The following is a 15,106-nucleotide window of genomic DNA, read 5'->3' as shown; positions in this document are numbered from 1 at the left end:
CGTTCGGCCATCATTTCCTCGAGATTTCGCAAGCTCAGCGAGTAGGCCACATACCACCGCACGCACAGAAGTATCACGTCCAGAGGATAGTGCAGCCGCTTGAGTACCTTCGCTACGCCGGCAGGCAGGGTTTGTCTCGCAGTCGCCTTCTTCATCTCACGCTTCACTTCGGGCCAATATCAACTTCGATTTTACTCCTGCCTCCTTAGCGCGACAAAACCTCCTGTTGCACTGGTGCTGCTCATCGAGACAATCGCCGGCAGTCACGGTGCGCTGGCGGTGGGCGCACAGGGAGCCAAACTTGCGCTTCTTTCTTGGCTCATCGTAAGTGGCGCGGGCCCCATGTCGGTCGACAATCTTCTGGGGCGCGGTGTGCCATGGATTCCATTTCGCCCGATAAGGCTCACGCGTGGGCTTTATGTCTGGTTCGAACGCTATCTGGGTCCGCCTCTTCAGTTAGTCATACGTGCCGGTTTTGCCGCTTCGCTCGTTAGCTTCGTATTGCCAACGGGTTCGTGGTTGCAGAAATCGATGTTCGGCGCCACGGCGACCTCTCTTGCTCACCCAGCCTGGTGTGCGGCGGCGCTCGCGTTGGCGCTGACGCTTGGCTGCGCGACGCGCTTGGCCGCCCTGGTCATCGCGGTGATGGTGCCGCTGGCCGGTATCGCCATGTCGACCGACGACCGGCTGGCAGTCCTGCTTCTTCTTTTTGTGCTTGCGGTTGCAGGCGGTGGCGCATTTTCCGTCGATTGGCTGCTTGACCGGTGGGCGGACACCAGATTGCAGGAAGACGATTCCGCCCCGGAGGATCTGCCGCATGTCGTCGTGGTCGGGGGCGGCTTTGGCGGCGTCGCAGCCGCGCAGGGGCTGCGCAATGCGCGCTGTCGGGTCACACTGATCGACCAGCGCAACCATCATCTGTTTCAGCCGCTGCTCTACCAGGTGGCCACTGCCGCGCTGTCGCCCGCGGAGATCGCCACGCCGATTCGCAGCCTGTTCCGGCGACAGCGCAACGTTCAGGTCAGGCTAGGGCAGGTGACGGGGGTGGATGCGGTCGCGCGCGAGGTACATATTGGCACGCTATCGGTGAAATTCGACTATCTGGTGCTGGCGACGGGCGCTCGCCACAGCTATTTTGGCAAGGACGGTTGGGCGCCGTTTGCACCGGGGCTGAAGAGTATCGAAGATGCGACCGACGTGCGCAGTCGCCTGTTGCGGGCGTTCGAGGAAGCCGAAAGCGCGGCGAGCGAGATCGAGCGGGCCGCGTGGCTGACTTTCGTGATCGTCGGCGGCGGTCCCACCGGCATCGAACTGGCGGGTGCCATCGCCGAACTGGCCCGGCACGGGATGGCCGAGGAATATCGCAAGATCGATCCGGCCTGCGCTCGCGTGATCCTGTTGCAGTCGGGCCCGCGCATCCTGCCCACTTTCGCCGCTACGCTATCGGGCGCAGCAGAACGCTCACTGCGAGCGCTCGGAGTCGAGGTCCGGCTCGACACCCGGGTGCTGGGCGTCGACAGCGAGGGTGTCGACATTGGGGGGCAGCGCATCGCCGCACGCACCGTTCTATGGGCCGCGGGCGTGGCAGCGTCGCCTGCGGCTCAATGGTTGAACGGGACCGCTGATCCGTCGGGACGGCTTGCCGTGGGCGCCGACCTGTCCGTGCCGGAGCTGCAACGGATCTATGCGATCGGCGACACGGCATCCTGTCTGGGATGGCGCGGCGCAGTTGTTCCTGGTCTCGCACCGGCGGCCAAACAGCAGGGCCTGTATGTGGCCGGCGTGATCGCGGCCAGTCTTGGGGGGCGGCGCCCGCCGCCGCCGTTTCGCTACCGGCATTTTGGCAGTCTTGCCACAATCGGACGTCAGGCGGCGGTTGCCGAGATCGGCAAACTTCGCGTATGGGGGGAGCCCGCGTGGTGGTTTTGGGGCGCAATTCATATCGCCTTCCTCGTCGGCGGACGGAACCGGGCCATTGTTATTCTCGATTGGCTCTGGGCGTATCTCACCTACCGGCGCAGCACCCGGCTGATTACCGGCGATACACGGGACAAGACGATGGATTGATAGGGCGAGTCCACCGTTGATGAGGTGGTGATGGAATCCAGGGATCAACGCGTGGCACGTGCGCGTTTCGCGACCGAAGCAACTCGGTCAGAAGCCTGCCGGTATGGCCGGAGCCGACAGCTACGGCGATGTTGCGGCCATACCGACGGTTTCGAAGAATAACTGGGTGGTCTGTTCGGCTCTGTGGATGCGCCCAAACCGCATGATGTTGCCACTGCGCTCGTTAATCTCATCGCGCAGGGACGCATCGATCTGTGCCTCGGCTTGAGCGAACCATGGTCGAGCGCAACACGGCTTAAACCGCTGCAATGCAATCGATCTCGATATCGAAACGTCCGGGCCATGCGGGCACATTCACGAAAATCCGTGCCGGTGGCTGGGCGCCGAAGAACTGTGCATAGATTTCATTGACGATCGGGAACATCTAGACGGACGTGCAGTGGACGTTGCACTTGAGCACCTGATCGAGCGACGATCCGCCGGTCTCGACGCAGAGCTTCAGTTGCTCCAGCACGCGTCGGGTTTGCTGTTCGATTGGCGCATCCAGCACCTCGCCAGTCTGCGGATCGAATGGCGGCAAACCCGACACGTAAAGCGTGTCGCCGTGACGCGTGGCAACGGAGGTGGGTGCTTTCCAACGCTCGAGCCAGCTGGACAATGGTTCAACACGGATGATTTCGCGAGCCATGTGTTCCTCCTTGAGTGATGGGATGGGCGGTCATTCGGTGGCTACGTAGCCGTGGGCGCTGAGACAATACTGGGGCCGTTGGCCTGCGGCACGGCCAGTGCAATGGCTTCGAGCGTCTTCATGTCGAGCGTTTTGGAGAGCGCGCCCTGCAGGGCGGCTCATCCGTTCGGCGCCTGGAGGCTTTGTGCCATGATACGGAACAGGTTCGGCGTGAGGTTCAGTTTTCGCGACACGGGACATGGTCATTTCGCAGTGAACCGTTTCCGATTACCGGTCAGGCGCGCCGGGGCAGGAGAACCAGGTCGGCCGCTTCCTCAGCATCTTTGAGGAGCGTCCTGCGCGGCGTGCCCATCTGCGCACGCATGGTCAGCCCACGCGCCAGGTCAGTGACCTGGGTTGCGCGCGCGGCGACGGGAAAGTCAGGTGGGATTTCTCCCGCGCTGATCCCGTCCTGGAAACGACGCTCCGCCAGCGCCACGCCGCCCTCGACCGCGCTCTGCAGGAACCGCTGAACCTCAGCGTCGTTCACAAGCGGCGCGACGCATATCATGAGGCAGCCCCGGGCAGACCCTTTCTCGGTCGCACTTTCGACGGCGTACCTCAGAAAACCCGTGAGCGAGTCGCGAAGACCCTGTGGTGAGAGGAGTGCCTTCGCGGCTAATGCGCCTTTCCGTTCTGCGTACACCTTAAGGGCGCGCAAGAATATCGTCCGCTTGTCCCCAAAGACGGCATACAGACTCGGTCGTCCGACACCCATCCCGGCGACGAGATCGTCAATCGTCACTCCGTCGTAGCCTTTCGACCAGAACACCTGAATCGCCTTTTCCAGCGCCCCCGTCTCGTCGAAGCTGCGCGGTCGGCCCACGGGCCTGGTGGTATTTTGAATCATTTAGTTTAAAACTCCTTGACAACTCCTGCTGCACCAATTTATAACCGAATAGTTCTAAATTATCAAGCCGATCCTGGCCTCGCAGGGCCCTACGACTCCATCATCACCGCTTAACACGGAGACGCTCATGAAACAATCAATTGCGCTCGTCACCGGCACCACCTCAGGGGTCGGTTTTGAGGCAGCCCGCTTGCTCGCCACCAACGGCTACCGGCAAGTCATCGTCACCGGGCGCAGCTTGGCGCGGGTTCAAGAAACGGTCGCTCAGCTCGCGGCTCAGACCAGGACTCAAGTATTCACGCCGCAGGAACTGGAGCTGGACGAGCCGGCCAGCGTTCAATCCGCCCTCGCCGAACTCGTCAAGCGAGGCCAGCCGATTGATTTCCTGTGCTCAATGCCGGGTTGGTCCCAGGTAAGAAGCGGGTGATCACTGCGGCAGGCGTCGAGGCTTCTCAGGCCCCGCTCATCGGCCATCATCAATTAACTGTCGGGTTACTCCGCGCCAACCTGCTAAGTCCCAATGCGCGGATCGTTATTGCCAGCGCGGAACCCGCCCGCGGGGGCGTACCCATGTTCAAGTACACGGACGTGGACGCACTCGCTGCCAGATACCACGGAGGCGACCTGACCGCTGCTATGGAAGCCCTGCTGCGCAACGAGCCGAACGTGAAGTATGTACCCAACAATGCGTATGCCGACGCGAAGCTCATGATCGCCTGGTGGGTTGCGGCGCTGGCACGTCGACTACCCCCTGGCATGGCCGTGTTCGCTGTCTCGCCCGGTGCGGCGACCGCCACCAATGTGGGGCGAAACGTTGGCTGGGCGGTGAAATATCTAATGATCCCAATCGTGAGCCTCATTCCCGGCATGAATCAGACGCCGGAGACCGCGGCCCGTCGGTACCTTCATGCGTCGGAGTTCGGAACCGACGTCTCAGGGCAATTCTTCGCCTCGGCTAAAGGGAAGTTGACAGGCCCAATTGAGGCGCAGCGCCAATCACACCTCCTCGATGGCGCTAATCAGGAAGCCGCGTGGCAGGCCATCGTCAATGTTTCCGGCGTCAACTTGCCGAACCTCGCATCCTCTGCGCCAAGCAGCGTACAAGACAGTTCAAAACTAGCAAGACAACCCTAACGGAAGAAAGCACTATGGAACGGTATGGAGAAAAACGGGCTTTGTCGCGGTAAGGTTCGAGGGGCGACCGAGATCGATATGCGAAGTACTGCTTATATTGCGAGATCGTAGAATTGATCAGCGGCGGACGGATGGGTTCCGCGAGCGCACGTCATCTGTCCTTTGGTGATCAACTGCATCAGTTCGATGCCGGCCAGAAGGATCCGGGCACAGCGAAAAGTCTTGAACCCCAGCATGGGTCGCGTGCGTCGCTTGATCGCCCGATGGTCCTGTTCGACCAGGTTATTGAGATATCTGGACTGGCGGATCCTGATGGGCGCTTCACTATTGGCATTGATCGCTTCGAGCGCGGCGAGATTGGCGCCGCTTTTGTCGATGGTCGCCGTCTCGGGCACGCGATTCCGGGCGATCGATTTCTCAAAGTAACGTCGGGCTGCGGTCTTGTCCCGATGTGTGCGGAGCAGAAAGTCAATGGTGTTGCCGTCCTTGTCGACGGCCCGGTAAAGATACCGCCATTCGCCCTTGACGCGGATGTACGTCTCGTCCATCCGCCAGCTCTTGCCAACCGGCCGCTTGCGAAGGCGAAACGCTTTCTCCAGCACCGGCAACAGCTTGATGGCCCAGCGGTGCACAGTCGAATGATCGAGCGAAACGCCGCGCTCAGCCATCATGTCTTCAAGGTTCCGCAGGCTCAGCGGATAAGCCACGTACCAGCGCACGCAAGTCAGGACCAGCTCGAGCGGATAATGCAGGCGTTTGAGCACTCGGGCCACCGCCGGACTCAACGTCTTCATCGAGCTTTCAGTCGTTCGTGTCGTTCCGCACATCATAGCGGACCGCCTTACTGCAACAGAACCGAAAAAGATAACCTAAGGGTAACTGAAGCGTAACCGGTCACTCCGAGTTACCTTTTGAGGGCAGCCAGAATCTGCTTTTAGAATCATCCGGTTATATGGCTTTTGATGATCTAGTTACACCGGTTACCTTTCTCTTAAGGCGTTCCCGAAGCTCACTGCAAGCCTAGTCATCCGACACCAGCCTTTGGAGTTCCAACCGGGCTCAAGTTATTGCTTTTTTCTCCGATGTCGCGCCTAGCAACTGATTCGCTTCCACCAATTGCGGCGCCGGGGTGGCCGGCTACGCGAACAGACCGGTGTGTGGTCGCTCGCTCAACGCTGAGGCATGTACTATAGTTGTCCAGTAAATAACCAAGGTCGCGCCATTCGGAAAACCGGCGCGGCAAAAAATCTTTATTCGGGGGCCAAGATGAACGCACAGCCGGCGACGCAGATTGTCAACTTCAGGAGAACATCCGACTCAAGGGCTAGCGTCAAGAAAACTCAAACCGAGGAACTTGTTATTGCATTATGCGGCCCCATTGGTTCCCCTATTAAGCGGGTTGGCCAAGAAATAGCGGAAATATTGAGTCACGAATACGGATATGATGTAGAGGTCATTAGATTAAGTGAATTTCTTAGCCGGAAAGTCCCGGAAGTATTTAATGCGACTGTAGACGAATCGTCAGAATTCAAGAGAATTAATAGTCTAATTGAACTTGGAAATAAATTTCGCGGTCAGTATGGTGAGCGTGTTCTCGCCGAACTTGCAATTTACGAGATCATATTTGATAGAATAGCCGCGACGGATGCCAATAAGCCACCACAGTCTCGTCGGAAGTGCTACATAATTGATTCAATAAAAAATAATCATGAACTGGAAATATTTCGTTTAGTTTACTCTGAAATAATGTTCTTCATCGGCGTCTTCTCCTCGCCAGAACAGCGCGCCCAAAACCTTGAAGCCATGGGAATGACGTCGACGGAAGTATATACCCTGATCGACAGAGATTCCGGAGAGGAGATTGCGCACGGGCAAACGGTTTCTGATACTTTTCCCAAGGCAGATTTCTTTATTCGTGTTGAAGACAATTCTGCCGACGAGATTAAGCAAAAAGTGGGACGATTCGCAAGCCTACTATTTGAGGGAAGTGTCGTAACGCCACACATGAATGAAGCAGCGATGTACGCTGCATGGTCCGCTGCCAGTAATTCTGCTTGCCTGTCGAGGCAAGTCGGTGCCGCGATCGCGGACGCTCACGGACATATCTTGTCGGTCGGCTGGAACGATGTACCTAAATTCGGCGGCGGCCTGTATCTGTCCGACGACACAAAGGACAAGCGCTGTTGGAACAATGGAGAGAAGTGCTACAACGATCACGAAAAGACCGAACTAGCAAAACTGATCTCTGGTGAATTAATTAAATCTGGGTTTGTGGAAAAATCGAAGAAAAGCGAACTTATTGAAAATATAAAAAACAATTCGCGCCTGAAAGGCTTAATAGAATTTTCGCGGGCTGTGCATGCAGAAATGCACGCCATTATTAATGCAGGCTATATAGCTGGTTCAAAAATTGCCGGCGCAAGCCTTTTTTGTACGACATATCCATGCCATTCTTGCGCTCGCCACATAATCGCAGCAGGAATTAAGGATATTTATTATATAGAACCTTATCGAAAGAGTCTTGCAACTAAGCTACATAGTGATGCGTTAACCGAGAATTCATCCGATTTAAAGAAGGTTCGCATTTTGGCATATGAAGGCGTTGCGCCAAGATGCTTCCTCGAACTTTTTGAAATGGGCTCGACAAAGAGGAAGGAATCTGGTAAGCTAATTAAGACACAGAAGTCTAAGCGGAAGCCGAGGCACGAGAAATCGCTTGAGGCTTTGTACAAATTGGAAGCAATGGTTACGCAGTCGCTTAAGGAGCAAGGTCTAGTGAAATCGTCGGAAGGAGATGAAGATGAAAAATAAAGATGACAAGCAAGCATCTTTTGATTTTAATCGTCATTCTGCATTGTCGATTGAAACTCAAAAACCTACTTTAAAATCTTCGGCGAGTGTTATCCGAGTTGTGTTTTCGAATAACTCGCAAGCGGACAGTTCCGACTCGGTACAGGACGTCGATGCGATAAATAGACGAATCCTTGACTTGGTAAAGTAAAAGAACCGCCTTCGGGCGGTTTTTTGCTTTCCGCTCATTCGCGTCATGGCTACGCGACGGAAGTCCGACTTGTCGGTGAAAGTGATCAGGTGTTCACCCTGCGTCGCAGTGCCACTGATTCGTAAGGGCCCGCGTCAAAACGTATCACTGTGCCTCGTGAGATCCGCGCTGATCGGCTTGCAGCTTACGCTCTACCCCGCGCATCAAAACCCGCCGCACAAGCAAACCCCGCAGGCGGGGAGGGGGCAAAAAAGAAAGCCAAATGTCGCGCGGTGTCGGCCAGATAAGGCCTTTCACGTTTGGCGGCAACCGGCATATCAAAGCGCTCGCCGTTGGCTTCGTAGCTTCCCGGACGAGGTAAGCTCTTTACAGGAAGTCTTCTCTGAGGTGACCCTGCCGAACCCTTGTGCACCGAGATTTTCAGTGTGGTCTAAAGATAGAGTCACTTCGGGGACGGAGCTAAAAACATCCCCCGAAAACCGTCGCATTTCGAATTTTGACGTGGGTTGGGCCAGAAGCGGCTATTGGCTTGCGCGCATTTTCGGATGCGCGAACGTTCTCGTCCCACTGGTCAGCGGACAACGTGCAGCGCGAACTTTTCCCGATGGGCCTCCAGTTAGCGGGCCTGCTGACTACGTTCATGTTTGACCGGTGCAAGCGTCTCGACGGTTAACAGCTCGATATTCTGTTAGCAGAGTAAAGAAAGTCTTATCATCCGATGCTACTTGTCGCCCCTTCAACCGCCAGCAGTGATGCCAGATGAGTAAAAAATACACAAACATACACCGACGGCTTGCGGCTTATCGGTGGCTGCTCGCTACAGTGGCGCTCCTTCTCGGAGCGATGTGCTCGAGTGCATCGCGGGCAAATGCAGCGACAGATGTCGCGCGATGTTTGACCGACCCGAAGCAAGGAAACACGATAAAGCGACCGAGCCACCCGGAGAAGCCGGGGCGAGGGGAATCGGTCAATGAGGCAATATGCTCGGTCACAATTCAGACGTCGGGCCCGCAAGTCCCTGTGAGCGCGAGCGGTGCCTTTTCGTCCGGCGCGGCATCTACACCTGTCCCCGCGTCAAACACAAAGGGGGACTCGCAAGGGAAGGAGTGTGATTGCTCGACATTTGGCTGGCATGATGTTCTTAGGGCGACCTTCGACAAGCTGGATAAGCTAGTTTGGGCGCTGCTGATTCTCTTCGCGATCTGCTACTACGGACGTGGGTGGCTTCCTTCAGCGTTAGCCCGAGTTACAAAATTCAAAGGCGGCGGAGTCGAGTTTGAATTCAGTCCTGAACGCGCGCGCGAGGTACAAGCCTCCTTCAAGGACTCATACGCAGGATTCGTGAGTGCCGCCAAAGGCGAATATGACCGGCAGGTCGGCGCAAGAGAGCTGAATCTGAGACTTGGAGATACGCTTCGCCAACTGCAAACGAAGCATCTTTTACGTCTGCCCCGCAATTGGAGAGCGACTATTCACGTCCCGGACATTGTATTTGACGGATATCTATACCAGTTGCTTGACTATTGCCCAAGTGGAAGTGGTAGCGGCAGGCGGTTTTCGCAACGGTTCGGGATCATCGGTCGTGTTTGGCGGGAGCAGGAAAGCCTCGGCGAAGGCGACGCACTTCGACTTGGCGGTTCGCCGGAGGATACGCCGAAGGCGCTTGTGGCACACTGGGGTATGACTTGGAACGAAGCGCAAGAATCACGTTCGGCCAGGCCTTCTTTTTTGTGTGTACTCCTTCGGGGTTCTGCCTTAGAGAAGACGGGTAAGAAAAGTGCGCCCGTGGGTATCCTTTATCTTGACTCGGAAGAAGAGAATGCGTATGGCAATACTGAGGATGCTACAGGGCTTGCTCGACAGCTTGAGGGTACAGCCGAAGTTTTATCTCTGGCTTCAGATGTTGAGGCAATCATGAATCAACTACGCACTTCAGCTACCACGCTGAAAATCGATCGTTTGAATTAAGATGATGAACGAGAACTATTCGGCCGTGGCCGCTGAGTATTACGACCATAAGCTCCATCCTACATGCTACGATTTCTGCCGCTTCAGTCGGTTCTACCTTGAATCGATGCTTGCGCCAGATGATGTCGCACGACCGATTCTAGAGGTCGGAGCGGGCGACTCCGTCGTTGCCTCGATATTGAATGGGCGCAACCAAACGCTGCACGGATTGGAGATTACTGACGCCTCAAAGCAGATGCTCGCATACTCGACGAAATGGTCTTCGTTGGGAGCGCAGCTTCGGGTTGCACCTGCTGACGAACTCGATCGGCCTGACCGTAGCACAGCACTCATCATCGCCAGCCTTTGTGATCCGTACAACACGCCAAAGTTTTGGATTGAAGCTGCACGTGTTTTAGAAGAAGGTGGACGCATTATTGCCACGATCCCGTCATATAGGTGGGCTACCCGGTATCGTGGTGATCGACACATCTCGACTGCAGAATTTGTTTTGACGAATGGTCAAAAGGTGCGTCTTCCGTCGTTTATTTTCGATCTGCGATCGCAACTTGATATATTCGAAAGCGCGGGCCTGCATCTAATCAATTTTTTCGACGTTGGGCCTGCTGAATCCGGATTGGAGATCACTTCTCCCAAGTTGAATGCGCCTGATGAGACAAATCTATCCGTGATATGGGGATTTTCAGTTAAAAAAAATACCAATGGCATTATATCTTAGACGCCGGCGCCGAGCGTTGAGGCAGTCCTAGCACAAGGGACGCAAAATCATTCAGACGGGAATCGAGTTTTCGACAATCCATGTCATCGGATTTAATCACGTGTATCGGGATGGATGTCGGTAAAACGTTAAGCTGATGATAAATCTGTGCGTTCAGCGCAGACAAATAATCTTGCGTAACGTTCTTTTCCTGAGGACGGTTTCGGGCTTTAATCCGGTCCAACTGAGTTTGTAAGCTGCATTCAACATGAATGATCGCGTCTAATGGAGAGAGGTGCGCGTAGAGATGCGAATATAGTTTTCTCATGGTAGATGAATGATCTTCATCTTTCAAAAGATCGGCATACGCCAGATCCTGAAAGACGGCGTAGTCACAGATAATTATCTTGTCTGGTGAAATCGATTTCATGTCACCGGTATGTTGCGCAAGAAAGCATATGTTTTTCTCAGTTACATAACGAGCCGGATCGTTGTAGAACTTTTCCCAGAAAGGATTGGCTGTAAAGTTTTCGAGCACCAACTCCACCTCGGGATAGACCAGCGCGAGCGACTTCGCCAAAGTCGTCTTGCCAGCGGCTATCCCACCGCAAATTTCTACTCTCATTGGTCAATCTCCCCTAGAAGCTTTGACTGAATGGCAGCATACATCGACTACCTACCGCGCGCGACCAACGCCGCGTGAGACGTCATCGATGAAGCAGGGTTTACTCGGCATTGTGCCAATCGCTGACGGCAGACTGGAACCGTCGCCGAGTTCGCTATACCGTACGACGTCGACCCGCATCAGAGAACGGCGGCAGCAAGCGCGATCCGCTCGCCGCTTCCTTAAAAACACACCGAAGCAGACACAGGCTGGCAGCCGACACAGATTTTTCTTGCCCTTCTATCTGTCGTTTACTATCGTTAATAATCAAATGGTGACTAACATGACAGAATACGACGGATGGCTCTCTCTTGAAGAGACCGCGACCTACTTGGGAATGGGTAAGACCGCACTGTATGCGATGGCGCGTGAGGGCCGTATCCCGGCACGGAAGATCGGCAAGAAATGGATCTTTGAAAAAATTGGGCTCGATCAGTGGGTGCGCACCGCTCGGCCAATGCAGTCGTTTTTCCTTGACACTGATTTCACAATCGACGGAAACGACCACCTCCGCGACCCGCAACGCGAAGGCTATTTGCGCACCTATGAGTTCTTCCGGGCCGGGAAGAATAAGGCGATCCTCCAAATACCGGTCGGTTGCGGCAAGAGCGGCCTAGCGTCTCTGCTGCCGTTTGGACTATCCGCAGGCAGAGTCATTGTTATCGCGCCCAATCTCACCATCAAGGACGGTCTTTACGAAGCGATGGACATCACCAACCGCCAGAAATGCTTTTGGCGGAAAGCGGGTGTGCTGAGCGCTGACCAGATGTTGTCCGGGCCGTTGGCCTGCACGCTTGATAGCGGCAATATTTCGATCGCGACAAAGTCCCACATCGTCATCACGAATGTCCATCAGCTCGCAACCAACGTCGATAAATGGTTGACTCAATTTCCCGATGACTTTTTCGACATGATCATCGTGGACGAGGCACACCACAGTGCGGCGGCTAGTTGGCAGAAAGTCATCGAGCGCTTTCCAAACGCAAAGGTCATCCTGCTCACGGCGACCCCATTTAGAAGCGATCGCCAGGAACTCGATGGCGAGTTGGTGTTTCGGTATCCATTCCGAAACGCTACTCTGAAAGGCTATATCAAGCGCCTAAAGGCGAGCTACGTCGCTCCGTCGACCATTGAGCTCGGTTTTTCGGATGCAGGCGGCCGAACGTACACCTTGGAAGAAGTGCTGAAGCTCAAGGAGGAAGAATGGTTCAGCCGCGGCGTGGCGCTGGCCAGGCTTTGCAACAAACACATCGTCGATAGCAGCCTGCAGAAGCTTGAGGAGCTTCGGCAAAGCGGGACGCAGCACCAACTCATCGCTGTTGCATGCTCTATTAACCACGCGCGAGAGATCCGTTCGCTATATCAAGAGCGCGGCTTCAACGCTGACGTTATCCATAGCAAGCAGACGGAGGATGAGCAGGCCGCCATTCTCGCAGCCCTACGCAATGGGTCGCTCGATTGCATCATCCAAGTGCAGATGCTGGGCGAGGGATTCGATCACCCCAAGTTGAGCGTTGCAGCGATTTTTCGCCCGTTCCGGTCGTTGGCTCCATACATCCAATTTGTCGGGCGCATCATGCGGGTCGTTGTGCAGAACGATCCGAGTCATCCCGACAATGTCGGCCATATAGTCACCCATCTGGGGATGAATCTCGACGAACGCCTGAAGGAATTCAAGCAGTTCGAGAACGATGACCAAGCCTTTTGGGACAAGGTCATTGGGGGCGATGAACCAGAAGTGCCTCAAGGGGTGCTCGACGGTGCCGCGCGCCTCCGTGCCGGCGATCAGGTCGTGGTCCATGGAGAAATTGTCGATTCTCTATGGGAGGAAGATTTCACGTCAGTCGAGGACACGCAGATCGTGGCCGACCTCCGCGAACGTTTGAAACTCCTCGGCCTCGACGACAGCAAAGCTGAGGAAATGGTTCGGCTCGCGCAGCAGTCTCCCTTACGCAAGAATTCTCCCACCGAGCCCTTCATGGTCCAGCCGCAACGGGAGTGGGAAGAGGCCAGGAAACGGATGCAGGAGCAGGCCAAGCGCCTCGCGAATGTATTGCTGAACCACGTTGAGCTCAAGCTGACCGGCAACGAAATGGTCTACAAATACAAATCCCTGAAGCTCACTGGGAGGAACAACTACATCTGCGCGCTGATGATGGTGAACAAGGAAATGGAGAAGCGCCTAGGTAAAGAGAGGCAACAGGCCACCACGGAAGAATTCCGCTCCGTCCTCGATAATCTGGATGATCTGCTACAAGTGCTTGTAAGGCGTGTTCGCAAAGCAAAGGCGGAATATGACAAAATCGACTCCTAAAGGGCGTACGCCTTCGCTAATTGGAGGTACCAACGGCCGCCCCAAAAGGGTCCCCGTCAAGCGCCTCAGCGAATGCTATCGCTGCCACGATGATCTCGTCGCGGGAACGACCTGTATCGAAATTCCAAAGCTTGGGGCCTATTCGACTGATCGGCGTGTGTGCGCCGCGTGCTTCCAACTTATTCTGCGTCAGACAGACGATGACCTTGCCGAAATAAGGAATCTTTAAGCGCCATCTACGCGGATGATTCCGTTCGCTTGATAGCATATTCACTCGCGATGCGCTTCGCGTGGCACTGCTCGGATGGCTTGATCAATTTGCGCCGCTTCCAGAGCGCAAGCTGTGTTTCGGCTACGGCGACGATTGAGAGTTGTTGCTCGATCTGGTTGAGGATTTGCCACCCGGCTGGTTAGCATTTCGCGTCGGGGAAATGCTTGGTTTCGCGCGGATGGAGGACTACTACCGGTTTTGTCGCGCTAAGGAGGCAGGAGTAAGATCGAAGTTGATATTTGCCCGAAGTTAAGCGTGAGATGAAGAAGGCGACTGCGAGACAAACCCTGCCTGCCGGCGTAGGGAAGGTACTCAAGTGCCTGCACTATCCTCTGGACGTGATACTTCTGTGCGTGCGGTGGTATGTGGCCTACTCGCTGAGCCTGCGAAATCTCGAGGAAATGATGGCCGAACGTGGTTTCGAGGTCGGCCATTCGAGCGTGCATCGCTGGGTGATCAAACGTAAGCGCACGATTTCGCACACCTAGCTTCCGTTATTGATAAGGCTCACGATTGCGTCCGCAACCCAACCTTGCGGACGCAATTCATGACAGAAGATGACCTGAGCTTTTTGCCTTTGCGTGTGACGCGCGTTGGTGTCGGCGGTAAGCGAAGCTTCGACCCGGCGGACAAACGACAGCTGATCGAAGCCTGTCTGCGGCCAGGCGCCTCACTATCGGGCCTCGCCCTTAAGGCTGGCGTGAACGCCAACCAGTTGCATAAATGGGTCCAGGCGCGTGAACGCCCCGGGCCCCCGGTCGGGCACAACGGGCCAGTTGCCTCGTCGGCGTTTGTTCCGGTGGTCGCGATCGACGCGCCGACAACGGTCATGGCGTCCGCGCCCGCGTCGCACCGCGCCACCGGAGCAGAATCATCCTGCGTTTCGCCACGCTCAACACGGCCGGCACGGCTGTCGGCTCACCTGCCCAACGGCGTGAAGCTTGAGCTCGAATGTTCATCTGACGACGTGGCAATCGTAAATGCGATAGTTGTCGCATTGGGCGCGCGCTGATGTTCCGCTTCGAGGCGGACCTGACGGTCTTCCTGCATCGCGAACCGATCGACTTCCGGGCCGGCATCAATAGTCTCGTGACGCTTGTCGAGCAGTCCATGCAGCTCGATCCGTTTGCACGCGCCGTGTTCGCCTTCCACAACCGCAAACGCAACCGGGTCAAACTGCTGTTCTACGATCGCAACGGTTTCTGGATGATGTTAAGGCGCCTCGAGGAAGACCACTTCGTATGGCCACGCCGGCAGCAGACCGTAGTCAAGCTGACGAGCGAGCAGTTGCACTGGCTCCTGGAGGGCATCGACATTGATGCTGTGCGCCGCCATCCGGTGCGGTCGTACCATCACGCCAGCTGAGCATTGGGCGTCGCAGGTCAGCAATAACTGGCCGGCCTGTTACAAATT

At 55.8% G+C, this 15,106-nt stretch carries 13 protein-coding genes and 3 pseudogenes; 11 read left to right on the top strand and 5 right to left on the bottom strand.

All coding sequences use genetic code 11. The annotated features are described in order from the left end of the window. Nucleotides 1-155, bottom strand: a pseudogene (locus P3T43_RS33895) (IS6 family transposase); the annotation flags it as partial. A 187-nt stretch (nt 156-342) separates the two neighbouring features. On the opposite strand from P3T43_RS33895, the gene P3T43_RS33890 reads away from it, so the two are divergent. After that, a complete protein-coding gene (locus P3T43_RS33890) occupies nt 343-2,067 on the top strand; it encodes an NAD(P)/FAD-dependent oxidoreductase (protein WP_429285358.1) in 1,725 nt (574 codons plus the stop codon). Nucleotides 2,068-2,362: 295 nt separating this feature from the next. Here the strand turns inward: P3T43_RS33890 and P3T43_RS33885 are convergent. Both P3T43_RS33885 and P3T43_RS33880 read right to left on the bottom strand, forming a co-directional pair. Then, nucleotides 2,363-2,755: pseudogene (locus P3T43_RS33885) on the bottom strand (RidA family protein). Nucleotides 2,756-3,029: 274 nt separating this feature from the next. After that, a complete protein-coding gene (locus P3T43_RS33880; RefSeq protein ID WP_429285357.1) occupies nt 3,030-3,644 on the bottom strand; it encodes a TetR/AcrR family transcriptional regulator in 615 nt (204 codons plus the stop codon). Nucleotides 3,645-3,771: 127 nt separating this feature from the next. Between P3T43_RS33880 and P3T43_RS33875 the strand changes: the two genes are divergently transcribed. After that, a complete protein-coding gene (locus P3T43_RS33875) occupies nt 3,772-4,071 on the top strand; it encodes an SDR family NAD(P)-dependent oxidoreductase (protein ID WP_429285356.1) in 300 nt (99 codons plus the stop codon). Then, entirely contained in the window at nt 4,068-4,778 is a 711-nt protein-coding gene (locus P3T43_RS33870) for a hypothetical protein (protein WP_429285355.1), read from the top strand. The genes P3T43_RS33875 and P3T43_RS33870 overlap by 4 nt, the downstream gene beginning before the upstream one ends. A gap of 92 nt (nt 4,779-4,870) precedes the next feature. On the opposite strand, the gene P3T43_RS33865 is transcribed toward P3T43_RS33870, so the two are convergent. Further along, complete coding sequence (locus P3T43_RS33865) at nt 4,871-5,572, bottom strand: IS6 family transposase (RefSeq protein WP_429285354.1); 702 nt, start codon at nt 5,570-5,572, stop codon at nt 4,871-4,873. Between the two features lie 388 nt (nt 5,573-5,960). Here P3T43_RS33865 and P3T43_RS33860 point away from each other — a divergent pair, with 388 nt between their 5' ends. From P3T43_RS33860 to P3T43_RS33845, 4 genes are all read left to right on the top strand, one after another. After that, nucleotides 5,961-7,589, top strand: coding sequence for an anti-phage dCTP deaminase (locus P3T43_RS33860; RefSeq protein WP_429285353.1), 1,629 nt, complete (start codon nt 5,961-5,963; stop codon nt 7,587-7,589). Continuing rightward, on the top strand, nt 7,579-7,779 hold the full coding sequence (locus P3T43_RS33855; RefSeq protein WP_429285352.1) for a hypothetical protein: 201 nt from the start codon (nt 7,579-7,581) through the stop codon (nt 7,777-7,779). Before P3T43_RS33860 ends, P3T43_RS33855 begins: the two co-directional genes overlap by 11 nt. A gap of 1,341 nt (nt 7,780-9,120) precedes the next feature. Then, a complete protein-coding gene (locus tag P3T43_RS33850; RefSeq protein WP_429285351.1) occupies nt 9,121-9,747 on the top strand; it encodes a hypothetical protein in 627 nt (208 codons plus the stop codon). A 1-nt stretch (nt 9,748) separates the two neighbouring features. Then, the gene (locus P3T43_RS33845; RefSeq protein WP_429285350.1) at nt 9,749-10,465 is read left to right on the top strand and encodes a class I SAM-dependent methyltransferase; all 717 of its coding nucleotides are present in this window, start codon (nt 9,749-9,751) and stop codon (nt 10,463-10,465) included. Here the strand turns inward: P3T43_RS33845 and P3T43_RS33840 are convergent. Next, nucleotides 10,455-11,069 carry a deoxynucleoside kinase gene (locus tag P3T43_RS33840; protein ID WP_429285349.1) on the bottom strand — a complete coding sequence of 205 codons (615 nt, stop codon included), beginning with the start codon at nt 11,067-11,069 and terminating at the stop codon, nt 10,455-10,457. The two genes, P3T43_RS33845 and P3T43_RS33840, sit on opposite strands and share 11 nt — an antisense overlap. Nucleotides 11,070-11,391: 322 nt before the next feature. Between P3T43_RS33840 and P3T43_RS33835 the strand changes: the two genes are divergently transcribed. The 4 genes and pseudogenes from P3T43_RS33835 to tnpB all read left to right on the top strand — a co-directional run bounded on the left by P3T43_RS33835 (nt 11,392) and on the right by tnpB (nt 15,058). Next, nucleotides 11,392-13,422, top strand: a complete 2,031-nt coding sequence (locus tag P3T43_RS33835) for a DEAD/DEAH box helicase (RefSeq protein ID WP_429285348.1) — start codon at nt 11,392-11,394, stop codon at nt 13,420-13,422. Between the two features lie 531 nt (nt 13,423-13,953). Next, nucleotides 13,954-14,154, top strand: a pseudogene (locus P3T43_RS33830) (IS6 family transposase); the annotation flags it as partial. 86 nt (nt 14,155-14,240) lie between these two features. Continuing rightward, complete coding sequence (tnpA, locus tag P3T43_RS33825; protein ID WP_429285347.1) at nt 14,241-14,705, top strand: IS66-like element accessory protein TnpA; 465 nt, start codon at nt 14,241-14,243, stop codon at nt 14,703-14,705. Beyond that, entirely contained in the window at nt 14,705-15,058 is a 354-nt protein-coding gene (gene tnpB / locus P3T43_RS33820; protein WP_062170938.1) for an IS66 family insertion sequence element accessory protein TnpB, read from the top strand. Before tnpA ends, tnpB begins: the two co-directional genes overlap by 1 nt. The last annotated feature ends 48 nt before the right edge of the window (nt 15,059-15,106 follow it).

Source organism: Paraburkholderia sp. GAS41 (assembly GCF_050436545.1).
Taxonomy (GTDB): Bacteria; Pseudomonadota; Gammaproteobacteria; order Burkholderiales; family Burkholderiaceae; genus Paraburkholderia.
Note: the sequence above shows the minus strand (reverse complement) of the source record. Positions and strands in the feature narration are given on the sequence as shown.

Bases quoted from the DNA above. Each gene is read 5' to 3' on its own strand.
- P3T43_RS33890 (WP_429285358.1), top strand. From the start codon at position 343: ATGTCGGTCGACAATCTTCTGGGGCGCGGTGTGCCATGGATTCCATTT.
- P3T43_RS33880 (WP_429285357.1), bottom strand. From the start codon at position 3,644: ATGATTCAAAATACCACCAGGCCCGTGGGCCGACCGCGCAGCTTCGAC.
- P3T43_RS33875 (WP_429285356.1), top strand. From the start codon at position 3,772: ATGAAACAATCAATTGCGCTCGTCACCGGCACCACCTCAGGGGTCGGT.
- P3T43_RS33865 (WP_429285354.1), bottom strand. From the start codon at position 5,572: ATGAAGACGTTGAGTCCGGCGGTGGCCCGAGTGCTCAAACGCCTGCAT.
- P3T43_RS33860 (WP_429285353.1), top strand. From the start codon at position 5,961: ATGTACTATAGTTGTCCAGTAAATAACCAAGGTCGCGCCATTCGGAAA.
- P3T43_RS33855 (WP_429285352.1), top strand. From the start codon at position 7,579: ATGAAAAATAAAGATGACAAGCAAGCATCTTTTGATTTTAATCGTCAT.
- P3T43_RS33845 (WP_429285350.1), top strand. From the start codon at position 9,749: ATGATGAACGAGAACTATTCGGCCGTGGCCGCTGAGTATTACGACCAT.
- P3T43_RS33840 (WP_429285349.1), bottom strand. From the start codon at position 11,069: ATGAGAGTAGAAATTTGCGGTGGGATAGCCGCTGGCAAGACGACTTTG.
- P3T43_RS33835 (WP_429285348.1), top strand. From the start codon at position 11,392: ATGACAGAATACGACGGATGGCTCTCTCTTGAAGAGACCGCGACCTAC.
- tnpA (WP_429285347.1), top strand. From the start codon at position 14,241: ATGACAGAAGATGACCTGAGCTTTTTGCCTTTGCGTGTGACGCGCGTT.
- tnpB (WP_062170938.1), top strand. From the start codon at position 14,705: ATGTTCCGCTTCGAGGCGGACCTGACGGTCTTCCTGCATCGCGAACCG.